Raw genomic sequence first — 21,897 nt, 5'->3', positions numbered from 1 at the left:
CGTACGCCCGCCCTGTATCCATCCCATCCACCAGAAGGGCCGCCCCCGATGCAGACCAACCCGTTCGAGGACCCGGAGACCCGCTATCTCGCGCTCGTGAACGACGACGGCCAGTTCTCGCTGTGGCCAGTGGCGCTGGAGACCCCCGCGGGGTGGCGGACCGCGTTCGGACCCGGCACGCGGGAGTCCGCGCTCGACCACATCGAGGCCAACTGGACCGACATGCGCCCGGCCGGCCTGGCCGGGGCGGCCGGCACCGCGGGCTCCTGAGGGGTGCCCATGACGCAACTGGAGGCATTGCGCACCTGGATGCGCACCCCGTGGTGCGCGCTGTTCGCGGTCTGCTTCGCGCAGGCCGTGGTGCTGCTCGACACCACGGCGGTCAACGTCGCGGTACCCGCGATCACCACCGGCCTGGACACGGGGCTGACCCAGGTGCTGTGGGTGATCAACGCGTATCTGCTCTCCTTCGCCGTGCTGTTGGTCACCGGCGGGCGGCTGGGCGACCTCTTCGGGGCGCGCCGCGTCTTCCTGATCGGTCTGCTGGTCTTCACCCTGGCCTCGGCCGCGTGCGGACTCGCGCAGGACCCCGGCCAGGCCATCGCCGCACGGGTGTTGCAGGGGATCGGCGGCGCCCTGCTCACCCCCCAGACCCTGGTGATCATCAATCAGATCTTCCCCGCCGACCGGCGTGGCGCCGCGCTCGGCGTCTGGGGCTCCTTCGCCGGCATCGTGGCCGCCACCGGACCCACCGTCGGCGGCCTGCTGGTGGCCTCCCTCGGCTGGCGCTGGATCTTCTACATCAACATCCCCATCGGCATCGTCGGAGGCGCACTCGTGCTGCTCTCCGTCCCTCGGCTGCCGAGCCGGAGCAGGCCCCGGATCGACATCGTGGGCTCGGCCCTGCTCAGCGTCGCCATGCTCTTCGTCGTCTACGGACTCCTGGAGGGCGAATCCCGCAACTGGGGCGAGGTCTGGGGGCCGGTCACCGTGCCCGTCCTGGTCGCCGCCGGTCTGCTGGTGCTCGGCCTGTTCTTCCTCGTCGAGCGCGGACGGCAGCACCGCGACCCGCTGGTGCCGTTCGCCGTCCTGCGCAACCGAGACTTCACCCTCATGTCCGCGGTGGTCTGCGTCCTGCCGTGCGGGCTCGGCGGCATGCTGCTGCTCACCGGGCTGTACCTACAGGATGTCCAGGACCTGTCGGCCTTCCGGGCGGGCCTGGTGATCGCGGTCGCCCCGCTCGTGTCGGTCTTCATCGCCCCGTACTCGGGACGGCTCACCGACCGCTTCGGCGGCAAGTACGTGATGATCACCGGCCTGCTCGCCTTCGCCGGGGGAATCGCGCTCATCGCCGCGCTGATCAGAGCGGAATCCGGGCCGGAGGCCACGGTCCCGGGGCTGCTGCTCGTCGGTGTCGGCATGGGCGTCGCCTTCGCCCCGGCGAGTGTCGTCGCCTTCAAGGACATCGACCCGGCGATGGCCGGAGCGGCGTCCGGGCTGTTCAACACCACCCGGCTCTGCGGCAGTCTGCTCGGCAGCGCCGCCGTCGGAGCCCTGCTCCAGGCGCAGTTGGCCCGCACCGACATGACCACCGCCATCCGGGTCACCTACCTGCTGCCGGTCGCGATCATGCTGGTCGGCGCCGCCGCCACCCTCGCCGTACGGGGGCAGCCGACCGCCCCGCCGAAGGACGCCGCGGGCCCCCTGCCCGGCCGGGAGCCCCAGTCGGAGGCGGCCGGCGGCTGAACCGACCGGCAGGCGGCAGGGAACCGGCGTCCCCACACCGACCCGGAATGCTTCAGCACCCCTTGGAGGGGCACCGATGGACTTCAGTCTGTTCTACTTCGCGGCCGGCCAGGCGACCGGCACCGACGGCTACCGCCTGCTGCTGGACGGCGCGAGATTCGCCGACCGGAACGGGTTCAGCGCCGTGTGGACGCCGGAACGGCACTTCCACGAGTTCGGCGGCCCGTACCCCAATCCGGCCGTGACCGGCGCCGCCGTGGCCGCGGTCACCGAGCATGTCGGCATCCGCGCGGGAAGCGTGGTCGGCCCGCTGCACCACCCCCTGCGGCTGGCGGAGGAGTGGTCGGTCGTGGACAACCTCTCCGGCGGCCGGGTCGGCCTCTCCTTCGCCTCCGGCTGGCACGCCCGCGACTTCACCCTGCGCCCGGACGCGTACGCCGACCGCCGGCGGATCCTCATGGAGACCATCGAAACCGTCGAGCGGCTGTGGCGGGGAGACAGCGTGCGGCTGCCTGACGGAGAGCACGCACCGGTCGACGTCCGCACCTTCCCCACTCCCCTCCAGCCCCGCCTTCCGGTCTGGGTCACCAGCGCCGGGAGCCCGGAGACCTTCCGGCAGGCCGGCCGGCAGGGGTACGGCCTGCTCACGCATCTCCTCGGGCAGGAGCTGCCCGACCTGGAGAAGAAGATCGCCGAGTATCGGGCGCATCTTCCGCGGGAGAACGCCGCGAACCCCGCGGCGGGCACGGTGACCCTGATGCTGCACACGTTCCTCGGTACGAACAGGGAGACCGTCCGCGAGACGGTCCGGGGCCCGTTCACCGACTACCTCCGCAGTTCGCTCGGCCTGATCATGAAGGCGGCCGGCGACATCCTGCCGGGGGTCGATCCGGAGGACCTCGACGCCGACGACAGGGAGTTCCTCGTCGAACGCTCCTTTGAGCGCTACTTCGGCACCGGGGGGCTGTTCGGCACGGTGGAGGACGCCCTGCCCCTGCTGGAGCGGCTCGACGCCGTCGGCGTGGACGAGGTCGCCTGCCTGATCGACTTCGGGGTCGGGACCGACGAGGTGCTGGCCGGACTGGAGCACCTCGGCCGGCTGCGCTCCGCCTGGGCGGAGCGGCAGCGCACCGTGCGGAGTGCCCGATGAAACTGTGTCTCGTCTCCGGTACCACCGCCGCCGTCTCCGGGTGCCACCGGCTCAGCGCTCTGATCCGGGACCGGGCGGAGGGCGCCGGGTTCGACGCCCACGACCTCGACCGCTCCCTGCTCGCGCTGCCCGTCCTGACGCCCGAGGCGTACGTCTCCGGCGAGCTCTTCGAAGACCCGCGCGTCCGCCGCCTGCTGAAGGAGACGGCGGACGCGGACGCGGTCGTTCTGGCCACCCCTGTGCAGCACGGCAGCATGTCGGGGGCGCTGAAGAACACCCTGGACCACCTGCCGCCCACCGCCCTGAGCGGCAAGCCGGTGCTGCTCGCCTCCACCGCGGCCGGCCTCCGCAACGGCGCCACCGCCTGCGACCATTTGCGCTGCGTCGTACGCGCGCTGGGCGGCTGGTCGGCTCCGACGCAGATCGTCGCCGAGCGGTCGGAGCTGGTGCGGTCCGCGCCGGACAGCGCGCTGCTGACCCGGATCGACACCGGACTGGCCGAACTGGCCCAGCTCGTCCGGGCGTTTCGGGCCACGTCCGCGACACTGGTCTGACCTGCCGAAACAGCTTTCCCTCTGCATGATGACCGGTGGCCCCGGGCGGGCTAAGCGGGCTGATCCCGCTGACCGTCAGGCGGCTCCTCAGAGGCGCACAAGCGCACGGCGAGGGCGGCGATGTCGTCGTCGAGGCGTCCTCTGCTGTATTGGAGGAGGTCATGGTGAAGAGTGTTGAGCAGTTCGCGGGGTCGCCCCGGGGTCTGCCGGCGCAACCAGGCCGCCACCGGGAAGAACTCGCCGTCGCGGTCGCGGGCCTCGGCGACACCGTCGGTGTAGAGGAGCAGCAGGTCGCCGGAGGCGAAGCCGAAGGTGTCGATGCTGTAGTGATCGCCGATCAGCTCCGCGAGGTTGAGAAGCGGCGAGGGAGCGGTGGGCTCCAGGGCGCGCAGTTCCCCGCGGTTCAGGAGCAGCGGCGGAGGATGTCCGCAGTTGAGGATTCCGATACTGCCGCCCCCGTGGGGGATCTCGACGAGCAGGGCGGTGGCGAAGCGCTCCATCATGCCCTCGGGGGGAAAGGCGGCGTTGTAACGGTTACTGCTGGCCTCCAGGCGACGCGCGATGTTGACCAGGTCGGCCTCGTCGTAGGCGGCCTCCCGGAAGGAGTTGACCATCGCCGCGGCCGAGCCCACCGCCGGCAGACCCTTGCCCCGCACATCCCCGATGAGCAGCCGGACCCCGTACTTCGTGTCGACCACCTCGTAGAAGTCGCCGCCGATGCTGGCCTCCGCGGCGGCCGCGAGATACAGCGCCTCGATCTCGACGTCCCCGAAGCGGCGCGGCATCGGGCTCAGGACCACCTGCTGCGCCGCGTCGGCGACGAGCCGGACCTGGAACAGGGTCTGCTCCCGCTGGAGCCGGACATGGCTTCCATACGCGGCCGCCACGGTGACGGCGACGATCCCGCCCGCCGTCCACCACGTCCCCAGGCCGGGGAAGACGATGCCGAGGCCGATCATGAGAAGAAGGCAGACCGTCCCCAGCAGGACGGTGGGGAGCACGGGCCACATGGCGGCCGCGAGGGCCGGCGCCGCGGGCAGGAGCCGGCTGAAGGCCACTTCCGGGGGAGTGGCGTACGCCAGGCTGGCGATGACGATGGTCAGGACCACCGGAGACAGCAGAGTAAGTGGCCCCCGGCCGTCGCGACGACGGAGGCGCAGCCGTCCAGGCGTGATCACACTTCGCAGGATATCCACGCACAGCGGACATGGCGCCTCGACGGCGCCCGGGAGCCGGTACTCCTCCGATCACGCCATGATCAAACACCCGAAAGCGATAGAAATAGGTTATGCGTAGCCTTTCGGGTCGGACCTGGCGCAGCGCGCCGCGGCGCCTGCGCTCCCTGCTGAGCGTGCGCAGCCTCGCCGGCGAGGTGTTCCTCCTGCATCTGGTCGTCGTGGTGCTGCTCGTCGCCGCCACTGTGACGGCTCTGGTCGTACAGGCGCGGAGCCAGAGCAAGGCCGAGGCCGGGCACCGGACGCTTGCCGCCGCCCAGACGTTCGCGAACTCTCCGGGAATGCTGACGGCACTGGACAGCTCCGACCCGACCGCGGTCCTGCAGCCACACGCCGAGGCGGCACGGAAAGGCTCCGGCGTCGACGCGATCATCGTGTACCGGCGCGACGGGATCACGCTCACCCACAGTGACCCGCGGCAGATCGGGAAACGCGTCATCGGCCCCTTCGCGGAGGCAGCGGCCGGCCAGGCGTTCACGAGGACCTTCGAGGGGACGCTGGGTCTCTCCGTGGTCTCGGTGGTCCCCGTCAAGAACGCCGACGGCTCGGTTGCCGCCCTCGTCGCGGTCCCGGTCACGGTCGAGAAGGTCCAGGACAGGGTGAACCAGCAGCTGCCGGTGCTGTTCGGGAGCGCGGGCGGCGCTCTCGCGCTCGCCGCGGGCGGGGCGGGGCTGGTGAGCCGGCGGCTGCGGCGGCAGACGCATGGCCTGGGCCCGGCCGAGATGACCCGAATGTACGAGCACCACGACGCGGTTCTGCACGCGGTCCGGGAGGGCGTGCTGATCATCGGGGGCGACGGCCGGCTGCTGCTGGCCAATGACGAGGCCCGGCGGCTGCTGGACCTGCCGCAGGACGCGGAGCGGCGCCACGTCACCGACCTGGGCCTGGAGGCGGCCGTCGCCGAGCTGCTGGCCTCGGATCGCACGGCCACCGACGAAGTACTCCTGGCGGGTGACCGGCTGCTGGCCGTCAGCAAGCGGCTCACCGCCCCCCACGGGCCGCCCAGCAGCGTGGTGACGCTGCGTGACACCACCGAGCTGCAGGCGCTCTCCGGCAGGGCCGAGATAGCCCGTGAGCGCTTGAAGCTGCTCTACGACGCCGGGGTGCGGGTCGGGACCACCCTGGATGTGACGCGCACGTGCGAGGAACTGGCGGAGGTGGCGGTCCCCCAGTTCGCCGACGTCGTCACCGTCGAGTTGCTGGACCCGGTTCTGCGCGGTGAGGAACCGCCCGGCGCGAGCACCGAGATGCGCCGCACCGCGGTTGTCGGCCTGGACGGCGGCCTTCCCCTCTACCCCGTCGGTGAACTGATCCGGTTCGCTCCCACCAACCCCATCGCCACCGGGGTGACCGACGGCCGCGCGGTCCTGGAGGCCGATCTGAGCGCCTCCGACGGCTGGCGGGCCCAGGACCCGGAACGGGCCCGGCGGGTGCTGGACCAGGGCATCCACTCCCTGGTCGCCGTGCCGCTGCGGGCCCGGGGGATGGTGCTGGGAATGGCGGACTTCTGGCGGGCGGGCGCCTCTCCACCGTTCGAAGAGGAGGATGTGTCCTTCGCCGAGGAGCTGGCCGCTCGGGCGGCGGTATGCATCGACAATGCCCGCCGCTACACCCGCGAGCACGCCATGGCTGTCACGCTGCAGCGCAGCCTGTTGCCCCGCGAGCTGCCCGAGCAGACCGCGCTCGACGTCGCTCACCGCTACCTGCCGGCGAAGGCCGGGGTGGGCGGCGACTGGTTCGACCTCATCCCGCTGTCCGGTGCCCGGGTCGCCCTGGTGGTCGGCGACGTCGTCGGCCACGGCTTGCGCGCCGCGGCCACCATGGGCCGGCTGCGCACCGCCGTGCACAACTTCTCCACCCTGGACCTGCCTCCTGACGAACTGCTGAGCAATGTGGATGAACTGGTGACCCACATCGACACCGAGGAAACCGCCGCCGAGGAGGACTGGCAGGGGATCACCGGGGCCACGTGCCTGTACGCGATCTACGACCCCGTCTCCGGGCAGGTGGCCGCCGCCACCGCCGGCCATCCGGGGCCCGCTGTGGTCCATCCCGACGGAACCGTGGCCTTCCCCGAGATGCCGGTCTCCCCGCCGCTGGGCGTGGGCGCCGGCCTGCCCTTCGAAAGCACCGAGCTGACCCTGCCCGAGGGCTCCCGGCTGGTGCTCTACACCGACGGGCTCGTCGAGGACCGCGACCGCGACGTGGACGACGGCCTGGAGGCCCTGCGCGGTGCCCTCGCAGGGCCTGACCGCACCCCGGAGGCAACCTGCGCCGCGGTGATCGAGGCGATGCTTCCCGCCCGGCCCCGCGACGACATCGCGCTGCTGGTGGCCCGGACCCGTCGGCTGGGCCGCGCGCAGATCGCCGAGTGGGACGTGCCCTACGACCCGGCGGCGGTGGCCTCGGTCCGCTCCGCCTGCGTCCGGCGGCTGACGGACTGGGGTCTGGAGCAGATCGCCTTCGCCACCGAGCTCATCCTCAGCGAGCTGATCACCAACGCCATCCGCTACGGCACCGAGCCCGTCACCGTGCGGCTGCTGCGCACAGCGCCCATCAGCGGCTCCGCCGCGGGCACCCTCATCTGCGAGGTCTCCGACGGCAGCAGCACCTCCCCCCGCCTGCGCCGGGCCAAGATCACCGACGAGGGTGGCCGCGGACTGTTCCTGGTCACCCAGTTCGCCCAGCGCTGGGGCACCCGCTTCACCCCGACCGGCAAGATCATCTGGGCCGAACAAGCCCTCCACGACGGCGCCACCTCGGCCGGCGAGGACCTCGGCGAGATCGCCCCCGGCCTCTGGGACGACACCGCGTGGTGAACGTCGTACTGGGTACTCTGGCCTCGGTGACCGCTTCGCCGACGCGGTGGACCAAGGAGACACATCGTGACCGCACCTCGTGCCCGAGCAGGGGTCGTCTCCGGTTGCCTCGCCCTCATGGCACTGGCCTTGAGCGCCTGCGGCGACACACCCACCGCAACGCCCCAGAAGCCGTCGGTGGCCACCTCCGCCGAGCGCGTGGGTGGCATGGAGGCACTGGTCGCCGCGGCGAAGGACGAGGGGACGCTCAACGCGATCGCGCTGCCGCGCGACTGGGCCAGCTACGGCGCCCTGCTGGACGGCTTCGAGAGGAAGTACGGGATCGACGTCAGGGTCGAGAATCCGCAGGGCTCCAGCCAAAGCGAGATCGACGCCATCAAGCGGAACCGGGGTCGGGCAAGCGCTCCCGACGTGATCGACGTCGGTGACACCTTCGCACAGGACGCGGCCCGGCAGAATCTGCTCGCTCCCTACAAGGTCGCCGCGTACGGCTCGATCCCCAAGAATCAGAAGGACCTCGAAGCCCGCTGGTACAACGGCTATGGCGGCTACATCTCCATCGGCTGCGACGCCAGGCGCATCAAGACCTGTCCCCAGACCTTCGCCGATCTGGTGAAGCCCGAGTACAAGGGCGCGGTCGCGCTCAACGGCGACCCCACCCAGGCCGGCGCCGCTTTCGCCGGCGTGTATGCGGCGGCCCTGGCCAACAAGGGGTCTTTCGACGACGTCCAGCCCGGCATCGACTTCTTCGCCAACCTCAAGAGGATCGGCAACTTCAACCCCGTCGAGTCCACCCCGGCCGCCATCACGAACGGCGACACGCCCATCAGCATCGACTGGGACTTCGTCAACCTCGGCTACGCCGACGAGTTCCGCAGCGAGGGCGTGGACTGGAAGGTCGCCATCCCCTTCGACGGCAGCTTCGGCCAGTACTACGCGATGGCGATCAACAAGGACGCCCCGCACCCCGCCGCCGCGCGCCTGTGGCAGGAGTACCTCTTCAGCACGGAGGGCCAGAACCTCCGGCTCGAGGGCTACGCCCGCCCGGTCCTGCTGGACGCCATGGAGGAGGACGGCACCCTTGACGAGGCCGCCGCCGCGAGGCTGCCGACGGTCGAGGGCACGCCGGAGTTCCCGACCGAGGCGCAGTCGGCGAAGGCGAAGGCGAAGATCGCCCGGGGCTGGGCCCCGGCCATATCAGGCTGACGGCCCACCCCTGATATCACCCGAATGGCCCCGCCGGCGGGACCGGCGTTCCAGGTCTGCCTACGTTGGGGGTACCAGACCGTCGTTCCTTGCGTGCTGGGTGCCCCTGGCCGGAAGGGGATGCGCTGATGCCCATCGACCCCGAGATCTCCGCGCTGCTGAAGCAGTTCGGGGTGGACGGGCCGCCGCCCGCCACCCCGCCGACCGTCGAGGAGATGCGCGCGGGCAACAGGACGCTGTCGCTGGCCGTCGCGCCGCAGCCGCCCATCGCGGTCGGTTCGCTGGACGACAGCACCCTGGCCGGGGTACCGGTGCGGGTCTACCGGCCCCAGGGCGCGGGGACGGCGCCGGCGATCGTGTTCATCCACGGGGGAGGCTTCGTCGTCGGCGATCTCGACACCCATGACGGGGTCTGCCGCCGCCTGTGCCGGGACCTGGGCGCGGTGGTGGTCAGCCCCGCCTACCGGCTCGCCCCCGAGCACCCGTTCCCCGCCGCCTACGACGACTGCCTCGCCGTGGCCCGCCACCTCAGCGACCACATCGCCGACTTCGGCGGCGGACCGCTCGCGGTCGCAGGGGACAGCGCCGGAGGGAACCTGGCCGCCGGGGTGGCCCTGGCCTTCCGGGACGAGGGCCGCCCGCTGGCAGCGCAGATGCTCGCCTACCCCGCCACAGACCTGCGGATCGACCCCGACTACCCATCCCGTACCGAGTGCGCCACCGGCTACCTGCTGGCCACAGCCGAGTGCGAGAACGACATCCACCTCTACCTCGCCGATGATCTGGCCGCCGGCACCCGCGCCCCGGCCTCCCCGCTGCTCGCCGACAGCCACCAGCGACTGGCCCCCGCGGTCATCGGCTGCGGCGAGCTCGACCCGCTGCGCGACGAGGGCCTGGCCTACGCCGACGCCCTGGCCGCCGCCGGCGTCCCGGTCAGCAAACACACCTATCCCGGGCTGATCCACGGCTTCCTCAACTACGACACGCACTCCACCGCGGTGAACGCCGCGGCAACCGAGATGTACACCGAGCTCGGCGCGCTGCTGCGCATCTGACGTCTCCAGCCCGGATCACCTGCCGCTGGCGGTTCTTGGTCACGGCTGAAGTCCGTGACCATGGCGCCGCAGGGCTTCGGCCAGCCGGGATCGGCCATCGATACCGAGCTTGCGGTACACGCTGGTGAGGTGGAACTCGATGGTCCGCGTGCCTACGGAGAGCACATTGGCCAGCTGCTTGTTCGTCAGTCCCTGTGCCGCCAGCGTCGCGATCCGCCCTTCACGCTCGGTCAGGCGCTCCCCCACACCCCTTGTCCTCGGCCGGTCGAGCCCGGCGGCGATCCGCTCTCGGTGCAGGTGCTGGACCAGCGGCTCCGCGCCGCACTCCCACACCAGTTCGGTGGCCTCCAGGAGGTGCGCCCGCGCCGCCTCGGGATCACGGTTTTGTCGGTCCATGGCGGCGAGCTCGATCAGGGACAGCGCCAGTTGGTAGGTGGCCGGTGAGTTCCGCAGTGCGACGACAGCGTCGGACAGGAGCCCGCGCGCCTCGGTGTCATGGCACGTCATGGCCAGTACCCGCGACGCGGTCCCGATGGCGCGCCCGGTTCCCCAGCGCCGCGCCGCCTCCAGCTCGCTCTCGGCGAGCACCCGGGCCTGCTCAGGTTGCCCGAGTGCCAGGTGTGCCTGCGCCGCCGCCGACCGCCAGGGGAACACCACGGGATTGGTCACGCGCCAGGCGGTCATCCGGCGACCGCACTCCAGCAGGTCGTGCAGTCCGGCCTCGAGGTCGCCGGTGTGCACCCGTAGATTGCCCCGAGCGACGAGTACGAAGTTCTGCGGGAACAACGTCGGGATGTCACCCCACAGATCTCGCCGTGAGAGGACTTCCCGCGCCTCGTCGAACCTGCCGCAGACGGTGAGCGCCTCGACGAGCGCGGCGGCGCAGCGCAGCGCTTCGCGGTCGTTGTGCGAGGTGTCCCACTCGTCGAACAGGTCGAGGGAGGACTGGAGAAGATCGGCCGCCTGCGGATACCGCCCGGCGAACGAGGTGACCAGTCCGCGCACCAACAGGGCTATCGCAGTGGGCCGTAGGTAGCCGCTGGCGTGCGCTTCCCGCTCGGCACTGCGGCACACCTCTTCGACGCGATCGAGTTCGTCGGCGCGGATCAGGACGATCAGCGCCATGAAGGAGGGGCGTTCGAACACGGTCAGATCCGGGTTCGCGAGCGCTTCCCGGGCGTAGCGCACGGCATCTTTGCATGATCCGCCCCCCAGCATCTCGCGGGCGGCAAGGAAGGTCAGCCGTGCGCGTTGCAGCTGCGGGTTGTCGGGGACGTCCGCGCACAACTCGTCGCGGCGGACGCGGGCTTCCGCCACGGTGGCCAGGTCGGTGTAGGCGGCCACGACGGCCATACAGCGCAGGCGCCAGGCGAGATCGTGGTCGTCGGCCGACAGGTGCTTCACGACTCGATCGGCTGTCTCGATGGCCTCGTGGGTCGATTCCGGGGCGAGGCGGGGAATGAGGTTCAGCGCCGTGTTCGCGGCGTCGCGCGGGTCTGTTGTCTCCTCCAACGCGGCCCGAAGGTGCTGGATGCCCGCGGCCGAGTCGAAGGCCAACTCGGCATGACCCAACTCGCCCAGCACCTCGGCGCGTTGGCCGGTGGTGAGCTGCTGGGCGAGGGCGTGTCGCAGGTAGGTGGCCGAGACGTCCGGCGCCCCTCGCTCCATCGCGCGCCGGGCCACTCGCCGCAGTGTGTCGACCGCCCAGGGCAGGCCGGCCCCGGCCTTGAGCAGGTGGGCGGCGATCTGGTCGTCCGGGGCGTGTGCTTCGTGCAGCAGCCGGGCGGCTTCGGCGTGGCCGGTGATGCGCGCGCCGACGGACATGTCGTCGAGGACTGTGTTGCGCACCAGGGAATGCGTGAACGCGAGCGGGTAGGAGTTGCGCAGGATCCTCAGCCGCACCAGCGTGTCGAGGGCGCGGGCGGTGGTCTGGAGGTCCGTCCCGAGAAGCTCTGACACAAGGCGGAATTCCGCGTTGTCGCCCAGGATCGCGACGGCCTGGGCGAGTTGCTCGGCCTGGGGGCTGGCGTGGAGCTTCCGGCGTAGATGCTCCGCGAGTTTCGGTGAGCTCAGCTCCAGCACGTCCTCGACCCTGATCCCGGCGGGCAGTGTGCCGTCCGGATCCTTCAGCGCCCACAGCAACGCGTGGAGGAGCAGTGGGTTTCCACCCGTCGCCTGATGGCAGGCCGCGGCGAAGTCCTCCCCGATCAACGCATTGGTGGATCGTTGCAGCAGTTGGGTCGCGTCCGCGGGAGTCAGCCCGGTCAACTCGATCCGGTGTGCCGATCGGGCGAGATCATGTCGCGACGCCTCGTCGAGCGCCGGTTGCCCTTCGGTCGTACAGAACGCGAGGAGCGCGGGCATCGAGCGGAGCCGCCTCGCGGTATAGGCGAGGAACCGCATCGAGGGGGCGTCCGCGAGGTGGGCGTCGTCCACCGCGATGAACAGGGGGCCTCGGTCGGACAGGGCGATCAGCAGCCGGTGGAGGCCGTGCAGCATCTCGAATACGGGCTTCACCTCGTCGGGGATGGCGGGGCCCTGGTCATCGAGAACCAACCGGGAGGCAAACCCCGCGCCGTCGAGCAGCTCGCGGCGCTCCTCGTCATCCGCCTCGGAGAGCAGGGCCTCGAACAGCTGGTGCACCACCCCGAACGCGAATTCTCCCTCCAGTGGAGCTCCGGCCACGCGTCCGACCGTGAATCCCTGTTCGCGGGCCTGTTCGGCGACCGCCCGGAGGAGTGCGGTTTTGCCGATCCCGGATTCGCCCTCGACAGCCACCGTGGAACCGGCACCACGGGCTGCGTCCTCCAGCAGGAGACCGAGCGATCTCAGCTCACTGGTCCGTCCGACCAGAGGCGGATCACGCATCGCTTCGTTGATCAACTGGCGTCCACATCTACTCCAGTGCCCGCTGCCGAATATCAACGGTAACTGATCAGTATGGCGAAATCCAGCCGTTGAATCTTGCAATATCTTTCCGTCCTTCGGTACCGAAGGCTCCGTGTCGCAGCGCACCGCGAATTTTCTGCGGTAGCGACCGTAGGGACACAGGAATGCGGTGGCTGACAGGCTCAAGTGGCCCCGAACAATGATCGCAGTAGGGAAATCCCATGACTGAGTGGATCGTCACCATTCCCACCGTCCGCCGCGGCACCTCCGGTACGGATCCGACCCATGGCAGCCAGACCTGGATCGTCCAGACCGACGGGCAGGAGCAGGCCCGCCGGCTCGCCCTGGCCGCCGCGGCCACCGACGATGCCGTGCGCCACCGGCGCGGAGCGGTTCTGGACACCGCCAACATCGACATCGGTGTGCGCGCGGACAACCTCCTCGGCCAGTGAGACCCGGTCTTACGAATCCACCTGAATTCGGCTGGCATCGAGGAGCCATCGTGTCCTTCCACAAGAATGATTCCCTTTCCCTGCCGGGGCTTGCCGGAATCCTCGCGCAGCGGGAAGACCGTGCAGACTGGACGTTCACAACGGACGATTTCTGGTGCCACGTTCAGCCGGCCGACTATCCCTGGCAGTCGCAGGGATGGAAACTGCACGTCTCCGCCACACCGCTTGCGGCGCCTTGCGTGCTGGAGCGAGCGGCCACCGTATTGCTGCGTGCGGGTTGCGCCTTCAAGTTCGCCAGGTCGCTGGAGCAGGTGACCACCCTGGTGTCTGCGTACTGCCCGCGGGGCAACAGCGGGAAGTTCCTCACGGCGTACCCGCGTGATGACGAGCAGTTCCGGCTGCTGGCGGAGGAACTGCACCGTGCGACACAGGGGTTGCCCGGCCCCGCCGTGTTGTCCGACCGCCCGTACCGGCCGGGAAGCCTGGTCCACTACCGCTACGGGGCCTTCCTGGGCAGGACGGTGCTGACCAATGACGGCGGCTACGAGTCGGTGCTCGTCGGCCCGGGCGGAGAACTGGTCCATGACGAGCGCACCCCCTGGTTCTCCCCGCCGCCGTGGGCGGTCTCTCCGCTGACGGGCGACCCGCACGCGAGCGCTGCCCCGCGTCGGCCTTCCGCTGTCCTGCTCGCTGACCGGTTCGTCGTACGGGAGGCGATTCAGCACTCGAACAAGGGCGGCGTCTTCCGGGCGGTCGATCGGCACACGGGTGAGGACGTCGTCATCAAACAGGCGCGTCCCCACGTCGGTTCGGGCCTGTCCGGCACCGACGCGCGCGACGCCCTGCGGAACGAGGCCGAAATACTCGACATCCTCGAACCGCTGCGGCTGGCACCGCGCAAGGTCGCCCTGTTCGAGCAGCAGAACAGTCTGTTCCTGGCCCAGGAGGCGGTCCCCGGGCTGTCGATGCGGCATTGGGCGGGCCGGCACGACGAGTCCGGCGGCCGACAGGAGGCGGACGGCCGGACAACGGCGATGGCGTCGCGGCTGGTGGAGATCGTCGCCGCCGTGCACGAGCGCGGACTGCTGCTCCGGGACCTGTCCCCCAACAACATCATGGTCACGCCCGATGACGGCCTGCGGCTCATCGATCTGGAGCACGTCAGCCGCCCTGGCACCATCGTCGGCCGGGTCCAGACGCCGGCCTACGCTTCGCCGGAGCAGACGGGGGCGCCGGAGCTGGGGCCCGCCCCGGAGCTGACCTCCGACCTGTACGCCCTCGGTGCGACGCTCTTCTTCCTGGTCTCGGGCTCCGACCCGGTGCTGCCCGAAGATCGCCCGGTGTGCCGGCCGGGTCTGCGGCGCATAGCAACGCTGCTCGGTGCCATGGGGGCACGGAGCGCACTCATTCAGTCCTTCACACCGCTGATCCTCGGGCTGATGGATGACGAGCCCGCCCGCCGCTGGCCTCTGGACCAGGTCCGCGACCACCTGGAGAGGCCGGCCGCCACGCCCCACGTACCTGTCCCCGTCCCAGGCGGCGAAGGGCATCGCGCACTGCCGCCGGCGGACGGGAACCGGCTGGCGGCTGACGGGATCAGCCACATCCTGGCCACGATGGACCTCGCCGACAGGAACCGGTTGTGGCCCTCAGGCAGGTTCGGTTCGACGACCGACGCATGCAACGTTCAGCACGGTGCCGCCGGAGTGCTCCAGGTGCTGACCACGGCAGCCCGGCAACTGCGGGAGCCACGCCTGGCCGACGCGGTCCGGGACGCGTCCGACTGGCTCGTCCGCCGGCTGCCCGACGAGCCGCGGCTCCTGCCCGGTCTGTACTTCGGCCGGTCCGGCACGGCATGGGCACTGCACGACGCGGGGCTGCTGCTCGGCGATCAGACTCTGACCGACCGGGCCTTGGAGCTGGCCCGCCGCATACCCGTCGACTGGCCCAACCCGGATGTGTGCCATGGCACGGCCGGCGCGGGTCTGGCCCAGCTGCGGCTGTGGCAGACCACCGGCGAGGCCGAGTTCGGCAAGCGGGTTCGCGACTGCGCGGACTCCCTGGCCGCCGCGGCGGAACACACCGAGGGGCACGTGTTCTGGCCCGTTCCGGCGGACTTCGCCTCGCAGATGGCGGGCTCCACCTACTACGGATTCGGGCATGGCGTCGCCGGAATCGGCACATTCCTTCTGGCCGCCGGGCTGGCCACGGAGAACGACGCGTACCTGCGCCTCGCCCGGGCCGCCGGGCGCACCCTGGCCGACGCCGCGATCCCGGTGGGGGACGAGGTGCGCTGGCCCGCCGAGCTCGGCCAGAGCCGACCCTCCCGCCTGCCGCTGTCCTGGTGCAGTGGGGTCTCCGGAATCGGTGCCTTCCTGATCCGGCTCTGGCGGGCCACCGGCGAGCCGCGCTACCGCGAACTGGCGGAACGCGCCGGCCGCGCCGTGCAGGCGGGGCCGGAACAGCAGGCTCCGGTCATCTGCCACGGGCTGGCGGGAAGTGGGGAGCTCCTGCTCGACCTCGCCGAGCACCTCGACTCCCCCGCGTACCGGATCGCGGCAGAGGAGCAGGCCGCCCGCATCGTGGCCCGGCACGCCCTGCGCGAGGGCCGGATGGTGGTCGCCGACGAGTCGATGCACGAGGTGACGGTGGACTACAGCACCGGCCTGTCCGGTGTCGTCGGCTTCGCCCTCCGGCTCCGGCACGGCGGCCCGCGCCTGTGGATGCCCGACACGGCGACTGCCGCACTCGACCGGAGCGCTGTCCGATGAATCCGCAGACCTACCCCACACCGCTCCGGCGCTTCAGCTTCCGGTTCGACGTACCCGGCCGGTACGCGGCGGGTCTCGCCGCAGGGCACGACGGCACCCTGTGCGTCGAGTCCTGGTCGTTCGGCCCGGCCGGATGCCGCAGTCGCCTCCTGCCCACGGTGAGCACCGAGACGCTGCTCACCCAGCCGGTACCCACCGGCGACGGACGAGTGGTCGTGTTGCGCAACGGCTCACCCGCGCACGAGCTGGCGCTGATCGAACCCACCGACCAGGGCGCGCTCGAACACCGCATCACCCGTCTCGGCCACCCCGCCGCGCGGCTGCTGCCCAGCCCGGACCCCGCGACCCTCGCACTCCTCATCATCACGGACACCGGCAGCCGCAGCACCGTATGGCGTCTCACCGCGTCAGAACGACGCCTGGAGCCGGTGCTGGAGCAGCCCGGGACGTTGGGAGGCGGCCTGTGGCTGGACGACGAAGGCCGCCGACTGGCCCTCACCCACGTGCGGGGAGACCGGCCCGCGGCGGCCATGGCCGACCTGGCGCGTGGCACCGTGACACCGCTGTGGCCGACCGGCGGCCGGCCGCTGCTGGTCGGCCGCCGATCACGGCGGATCCTGGTGGCCGACCAGACGGCCGCCGGCGTGCGGCTGGGCGTGACCGACGTGTACAGCTCGCCGCCGCGCTTCCCTGCGGCCCTGAACGCCATCGAGGGCAGCGTGTCCCCCCTGGCCGCCGATCCCTCCGGGCAGCGCTTCGCCCTCAAGGTCGATCGGGGCGCCCGCTCCCACCTGGCGGTGTTCGACACGAACTCCGACATCGTGGTCGAACACCCGCTTCCCGCGGGCGTCATCGCGGGAACGGGTGCGTGGACCGGGACCGGCCTGCGGTTCCTGTTCGCCGCGCCCCACCGGCCGGCGACCGTGGCCACGTTGGGCGAGTCAGGGGCGTGCGCGTGGCCCGCGCCGTCCCCCGGCGAGGAGACCTGGACACCTGCGCACCTGGAGTGGCTGGACGGCCCGGCGGGGCCGATCGAGGCCGTGGTGTACGGCGGGCCGACGTGGCGCGACAGCCCGGAGTTGGTGATCGCGCTGCACGGCGGCCCGGCGTCCGCCTGGAGATTGGACTTCTCACCGCTCTTCCAGCGCCTGGCCGCAGCCGGGATCGCGGTGGTGGCCCCCAATCAGCGGGGCAGCACCGGCTACGGCCCCGGGCACCACGATGTCCTGCGCGGCGCGTGGGGCGTGCCGGACCTGGAAGACGTGACGCACCTCGCCCGGTCGCTGGCCGAGCATCGCCATCGCATCGGCGTCGCCGCGCCCGCGCTGTACGGGACGAGTTACGGGGCGTTCCTCGCCTTGCTGGCCGCGGGCGTCGAGCCGGGGCTCTGGTCGCGGTGCGCCGTCGTGGCACCGTTCGTGTCCGGACCTCGGCTGCACCGTCAGGCTTCCGCACCCGTGCGCGCGATGCTGGAGCGCCTGGGCGGTCTGCCCACGGCAGACGACGGCCTCGGCCCCCGTGACCTGCTGCGCTTCGTCGGCCGCATTCGTGCACCGCTGCTCATCCTGCACGGCACGCGAGACGACGTCATCCCGGTCGCACACGCCAGGGCGCTGCGACGGCGGCTGCTGGACGCGGGCCGGTGCGAGGGCGAGGAGTTCCGCTACCTCGAGGTGCCCGGCGGCCGGCACGGCCTGCTCGACGAAGCGGGCGGTGCCGAGCTCACCGCCGACCTGGTGCGCTTCCTCGCTTCACGCCCCCATGAACGCCGCGACCGACGCGTCGCGGTCCGTCCCGACGGCTCACAAGCGACGAAAGAAGGGAGGTGACGAGATTGGAAGTGGACATCGAAGCCCTGCAGATGCTCACCGGCGACGACCCCGTCGCCCTCGGCGACTGCAACTGGACCTGCCTGTGGAGCACGGGCGGCTTCTGCGCAATCACCGACGGCTGCTGGTTCACAGCCATCAGATGACATCGCCCGTACCGGATCTCGCTCGCGAAGGGAGGTGACCAGATGGAACTGGACATCGAAGCGCTGCAGATGCTCGCCGGCGACGACCCCGTCGCTCTGGGCGACTGCCAGTGGACCTGCGCCTGGAGCGACGGCTGGGCCTGCTCCCTCAGCAATGTCTGCGCTGTCAGCACAGCCTGCGTCTTTTCGAGCTGGTAGCCGGACAACCACCGAATGATTCATCAGACAGGAGAAACACCATGGAATTCGACGTGAGCGCTCTGCAGATGCTCACGGGCGACGACCCCGTCGCGCTCGGCGACTGCTTCGTCACCTGCGGCTGGAGCGACGGAAACATCTGCAGCATCACCAACCCCTGCGGCGTCACCAACCCGTGCGCCTTCACCACCAACAGCCCGTGCTTCTTCACCGGCAAGTGACATGCGCTCGTAACTGAACGCAGTGCCGGTCGTGTGAGTCACGGACACCCTCATACGACCGGCATCCGGCCGGCGCATTGCCCCCTTAAGACAATGACCTGACGGACAGAAGGCGAGAGAGATGCCCCGTCGTGAGGATCGCCTGCTCGCTCGCATGGCGTGGCAGAAGCCCGGCTGGTTCGCGACCTTCGCCGTGGCCTCGGTGGCCGCGGCGGCCACCGCGCTGCTCATGCCGTTGATGCTGAAGGCGACGACCGATGCCGTGCTGACTCACGACAACGAGACGGCCGCGCTGGCCGAACTCGGCGTGGTGTTGGCCGTCAACGTGGCGGCGCAGGTCACGGCCGGCCACGCCGCGGCCGTGTGCGTCATCGGAACGGCCACGTGGCTGCGGAGGACGCTGCTCCAGCACATCCTCGCGTTGGGGGTCCAGGGCACCGGCCGGTACCCGGCGGCCGACCTCACCAGCCGCCTGCTGGGCGACGCGGCCATGACCGCCCAAGCGCTGCCACTCGTCGTCGGCATCGCGACGTCCCTGGGCACCTCGATCGGCGGTGCCGTCGCCCTGTGGCTGATCGACCCGCTCCTCGGGCTCACCTTCGTGCTCGGGCTGCCACCGGCTCTGCTGCTGATCCGCCGGTTCATGGCGGACTCGACCGACCTGCACGTGCGCTATCAACGCTCGCTCACCGCCATCGCGGTGCGCATGTCCGACGCGCTGACCGGCGTCCGCACGATCCGTGCGGCCGGGACCACCAGCCGTGAGGTCGAGCGCGTGCTCGGTCCGCTGCCGGAGCTGGCCGAGATCGGGCAGGCGACCTGGTCCGTGCAGCGGGGTGCGGTGTGGAGGGGCATGCTGCTCATGCCGATGATCGAGGCCATGGTGCTCGCGGTCGCCGGACTGGGAGTCGGCGGCGGGTGGCTCTCGCCCGGTCAGCTCATCGCCAGCCTGCTCTATCTGGGCTTCGCCCTCGGCTTCTTCAGCCAGATCGACGCCCTGATGGAGTTCGCGGGCCTGCGGGCCAGTGCCCAGCGGGTCGTGGAGATCCTGTCCGAGCACGTGCAGCGAACGGCGGCCGAGCCGTGCCCGATACCGGCCGGCCCGGGTGATGTCGCCTTCCGCGGGGTCACGGTCCGCGCGGGCGGTCGGATGGTGCTCGACCGTGTCGATCTCCAGGTGTGGGCGGGGACGTCCCTGGCCCTCGTCGGCCGTTCCGGAGCGGGGAAGTCGACGTTGGCCGCGCTGGTCGGCCGACTGGCCGACGCCGATGAGGGCACTGTGCTCCTGGACCAGGTCGACGTCGGCGCACTCGACCCGGTGCTCCTGCGTCGGCAGATCGCGTACGCCTTCGAGCGACCGGTCCTCTTCGGGGACACCGTGGCCGAGGCGATCGGCTACGCCCGGCCGGCGGCGACGCGCGCCGAGGTGGAGCACGCGGCGAGCGCCGTACGGGCCGACGCGTTCATCCGGCGCCTGCCCGACGGTTACGACAGCCCCCTGTCGCGGACTCCGCTCTCCGGCGGCGAGGCGCAGCGGCTCGGCCTCGCCCGCGCCGTGCTGCAGGACGCGCGGGTGCTGGTCCTCGACGACGCCACGTCCAGCCTCGACACGGTGACGGAGGCGCAGATCAGCGCCACGCTCACCGAACTCTTCCGGGACCGTACCCGGATCATCGTCGCCCACCGCGCGGCCACGGCCGCACGGGCCGACCTGGTCGCGTGGCTGGACGACGGCCGCGTCCGCGCGGTGGCACCGCACGCGTCGCTGTGGCAGTACCCCGACTACCGCGTCGTCTTCGGCGCGCCCGGCCCGACCACGACCTGGAGGAACGATGAGCCGCAGTGACTGGCAGTTGGTCACCCGGGAACTGCGGCAGCGGCGCCGGGCCCTGGCGAGGGTCGCCGGATGGTCGCTGGTCGAGGCCCTGCCCGCGATGGCGTCCGGAGCCCTGATCTCCCTCGCCCTGGACGAGGGCTTCCTCGCGCACCGGCCACTGGTCGGCCTGGGCTGGCTGGCGGGATTCGGGCTGACCATGCTGATCGGCGCCGTCGGGACCCGAGCGGTCTTCCCGCATCTGGCCGCGACGGTGGAACCCCTGCGGGACGCGCTGGTGCGCAGACTCGTGGACGCCTCGCTGACCAGGGCCGTGGCCGGCGTCGACCGCGGCGACAGCTCCGGCGTCGCCCGGCTCGTCAACCTCGCCGAAGGGGTGCGCAAGCTGGTCTCGGCACTGCTGCGCACCCTGCGTCCCCTCGTCTTCAAGCTGGCCGCTGCCCTGGTCGGCGTGGTGGCTCTGGCGCCCTCCATCGCGCTCATCGTGGCCCCACCGCTGCTGCTCGCCCTCGCGGCGTCCGTCGCGCTGACGCGCGTCATGGCCGGGCAGCAGCGAACGGTGCTCCTCGCCGAGGAAGCGATCGCTCAGGCATCGGGTGCTGTCGTGGCCGGAATCCGCGACGTCGTGGCATGCGCCGCCCAGCAGCCCGCGCTGGCCGGCATCGACAGATCCCTCGACGCCCACGTGCGCGGCGCCAGGCGCATGGCATCGCTCACCTCGCTTCGCACCCTGATCATCGGCCTCGGAGGCGTACTTCCGCTCCTAGCCCTCCTCGCGGCCACTCCCTGGCTGATCAGGCAAGGGCAGCTGCTGCCCGGGGAGATCGTCGGTGCCGTGACCTACCTCAGCGCGACCCTGGTGCCCACCCTGGGCGCGCTCGTCGGCACCATCGGCTCGTCGGGCCTCGAACTGTACGTCGTACTGCGACGCCTACGCGAAGCCACCACACTGCCCGCCGACGCGCCCAAGGACGTCCTGCCCGACCAGGCCGGAGCCCTCCCGGGACCGAGCCTGCAACTGCACGGCCTCACCTTCGCCTACGGCCCCCACGCCCAGCCGGTGCTCGACGACTTCCATCTGGACGTGCCGCCAGGTGATCACCTCGCGATCGTCGGCCCCAGCGGCATCGGCAAGTCCACGCTGGCCCGACTGCTGATCGGCGATCTGCACCCGCAGGCAGGTGAGGTGCGCCTCAACGGCATTCGGCTGACCGACATCTCGGCGCACGTGGCGCGCACCAGCATGGCCCTGATCCCGCAAGAGGCGTACATCTTCGCCGGAACCCTGCGGGAGAATCTCGCCTACCTCCACCCCCACGCGACCGAATCCGAGCTCGACGCCTCCGTCGACGCGGTCGGCCTGCGTCCCCTGGTGCGGCGGCTCGGCTCGTACGACACCTGGCTCGGTCCGGAGACGGCTCAGCTGTCCAGCGGCGAACGGCAGCTGATCGCGCTGACCCGGGTCCATCTGTCCCCGGCGGGCATCGTCGTGCTGGACGAGGCCACCTGCCATCTGGATCCGGCCGCAGAGGCCAGAGCCGAGCAGGCGTTCGCCGCCCGAGGGGGAACCCTGATCGTCATCGCCCACCGCATCACCTCCGCACGCCGCGCCCGGCGCGTCCTGCTGTTCGCCGACACCGGCCCTGTGCTGGGGTCCCACGCCGAGCTCCAGGCGTCCTCCCCGCTCTACGCCGAACTCGTCGGACACTGGCGCACACCGCCGAGGCCACCCCATCAGGCGTCCCCCAGCCGATACCCCGGCGACGGGCTCCCAACGATCACAGCAGGTTGA

General features: G+C 71.1%; 17 protein-coding genes. 15 read left to right on the top strand and 2 right to left on the bottom strand.

Features of this window, described 5'->3' with window-relative positions; all coding sequences use genetic code 11:
- Positions 1–48 precede the first annotated feature (48 nt).
- The 4 genes from ACQUSR_RS28815 (at position 49) to ACQUSR_RS28800 (ending at position 3,450) form a co-directional block, all read left to right on the top strand.
- The gene (locus tag ACQUSR_RS28815) at positions 49–270 is read left to right on the top strand and encodes an MbtH family protein (RefSeq protein WP_431045522.1); all 222 of its coding nucleotides are present in this window, start codon (positions 49–51) and stop codon (positions 268–270) included.
- Between the two features lie 9 nt (positions 271–279).
- Positions 280–1,746 (top strand): MFS transporter, encoded by a 1,467-nt coding sequence (locus ACQUSR_RS28810; protein WP_431045521.1) that lies wholly within the window; start codon positions 280–282, stop codon positions 1,744–1,746.
- Between the two features lie 76 nt (positions 1,747–1,822).
- Positions 1,823–2,896, top strand: coding sequence for a MupA/Atu3671 family FMN-dependent luciferase-like monooxygenase (locus tag ACQUSR_RS28805; RefSeq protein ID WP_431045520.1), 1,074 nt, complete (start codon positions 1,823–1,825; stop codon positions 2,894–2,896).
- Complete coding sequence (locus ACQUSR_RS28800) at positions 2,893–3,450, top strand: NADPH-dependent FMN reductase (protein ID WP_431045519.1); 558 nt, start codon at positions 2,893–2,895, stop codon at positions 3,448–3,450. Before ACQUSR_RS28805 ends, ACQUSR_RS28800 begins: the two co-directional genes overlap by 4 nt.
- 50 nt (positions 3,451–3,500) lie before the next feature.
- Here ACQUSR_RS28800 and ACQUSR_RS28795 read toward each other — a convergent pair whose 3' ends face one another.
- Positions 3,501–4,559 carry a PP2C family protein-serine/threonine phosphatase gene (locus ACQUSR_RS28795; protein ID WP_431045518.1) on the bottom strand — a complete coding sequence of 353 codons (1,059 nt, stop codon included), beginning with the start codon at positions 4,557–4,559 and terminating at the stop codon, positions 3,501–3,503.
- A 179-nt stretch (positions 4,560–4,738) separates the two neighbouring features.
- On the opposite strand from ACQUSR_RS28795, the gene ACQUSR_RS28790 reads away from it, so the two are divergent.
- From ACQUSR_RS28790 to ACQUSR_RS28780, 3 genes are all read left to right on the top strand, one after another.
- The gene (locus ACQUSR_RS28790; RefSeq protein ID WP_431045517.1) at positions 4,739–7,504 is read left to right on the top strand and encodes a SpoIIE family protein phosphatase; all 2,766 of its coding nucleotides are present in this window, start codon (positions 4,739–4,741) and stop codon (positions 7,502–7,504) included.
- A gap of 117 nt (positions 7,505–7,621) precedes the next feature.
- On the top strand, positions 7,622–8,710 hold the full coding sequence (locus ACQUSR_RS28785; RefSeq protein WP_431047905.1) for an ABC transporter substrate-binding protein: 1,089 nt from the start codon (positions 7,622–7,624) through the stop codon (positions 8,708–8,710).
- Positions 8,711–8,838: 128 nt separating this feature from the next.
- On the top strand, positions 8,839–9,765 hold the full coding sequence (locus ACQUSR_RS28780; protein ID WP_431045516.1) for an alpha/beta hydrolase: 927 nt from the start codon (positions 8,839–8,841) through the stop codon (positions 9,763–9,765).
- A gap of 39 nt (positions 9,766–9,804) precedes the next feature.
- Here the strand turns inward: ACQUSR_RS28780 and ACQUSR_RS28775 are convergent, their stop codons facing one another.
- Positions 9,805–12,840 carry an ATP-binding protein gene (locus ACQUSR_RS28775; RefSeq protein WP_431045515.1) on the bottom strand — a complete coding sequence of 1,012 codons (3,036 nt, stop codon included), beginning with the start codon at positions 12,838–12,840 and terminating at the stop codon, positions 9,805–9,807.
- Positions 12,841–12,875: 35 nt separating this feature from the next.
- Here ACQUSR_RS28775 and ACQUSR_RS28770 point away from each other — a divergent pair, with 35 nt between their 5' ends.
- The 8 genes from ACQUSR_RS28770 (at position 12,876) to ACQUSR_RS28735 (ending at position 21,897) form a co-directional block, all read left to right on the top strand.
- The gene (locus tag ACQUSR_RS28770; protein WP_431045514.1) at positions 12,876–13,106 is read left to right on the top strand and encodes a hypothetical protein; all 231 of its coding nucleotides are present in this window, start codon (positions 12,876–12,878) and stop codon (positions 13,104–13,106) included.
- A complete protein-coding gene (gene lanL, locus ACQUSR_RS28765; protein WP_431045513.1) occupies positions 13,103–15,877 on the top strand; it encodes a class IV lanthionine synthetase LanL in 2,775 nt (924 codons plus the stop codon). The genes ACQUSR_RS28770 and lanL overlap by 4 nt, the downstream gene beginning before the upstream one ends.
- Positions 15,874–17,706 carry an alpha/beta fold hydrolase gene (locus ACQUSR_RS28760; protein WP_431045512.1) on the top strand — a complete coding sequence of 611 codons (1,833 nt, stop codon included), beginning with the start codon at positions 15,874–15,876 and terminating at the stop codon, positions 17,704–17,706. The genes lanL and ACQUSR_RS28760 overlap by 4 nt, the downstream gene beginning before the upstream one ends.
- A complete protein-coding gene (locus tag ACQUSR_RS28755) occupies positions 17,703–17,852 on the top strand; it encodes a hypothetical protein (protein ID WP_431045511.1) in 150 nt (49 codons plus the stop codon). Before ACQUSR_RS28760 ends, ACQUSR_RS28755 begins: the two co-directional genes overlap by 4 nt.
- Before the next feature lie 42 nt (positions 17,853–17,894).
- Positions 17,895–18,050: an ALQxL family class IV lanthipeptide gene (locus ACQUSR_RS28750; RefSeq protein ID WP_431045510.1), complete on the top strand. Its 156-nt coding sequence runs from the start codon at positions 17,895–17,897 to the stop codon at positions 18,048–18,050.
- A 41-nt stretch (positions 18,051–18,091) separates the two neighbouring features.
- Positions 18,092–18,271, top strand: a complete 180-nt coding sequence (locus tag ACQUSR_RS28745; RefSeq protein ID WP_431045509.1) for an ALQxL family class IV lanthipeptide — start codon at positions 18,092–18,094, stop codon at positions 18,269–18,271.
- Positions 18,272–18,425: 154 nt separating this feature from the next.
- Positions 18,426–20,117, top strand: coding sequence for an ABC transporter ATP-binding protein (locus tag ACQUSR_RS28740; protein WP_431045508.1), 1,692 nt, complete (start codon positions 18,426–18,428; stop codon positions 20,115–20,117).
- Positions 20,104–21,897: an ATP-binding cassette domain-containing protein gene (locus ACQUSR_RS28735; protein ID WP_431045507.1), complete on the top strand. Its 1,794-nt coding sequence runs from the start codon at positions 20,104–20,106 to the stop codon at positions 21,895–21,897. The genes ACQUSR_RS28740 and ACQUSR_RS28735 overlap by 14 nt, the downstream gene beginning before the upstream one ends.

It is taken from the genome of Streptomyces sp. P1-3 (genome assembly GCF_050613155.1).
Taxonomy (GTDB): Bacteria; Actinomycetota; Actinomycetes; order Streptomycetales; family Streptomycetaceae; genus Streptomyces.
The sequence above is the reverse complement of the archived record's forward strand: the minus strand, read 5'-3'. Positions and strand labels throughout refer to the sequence as shown.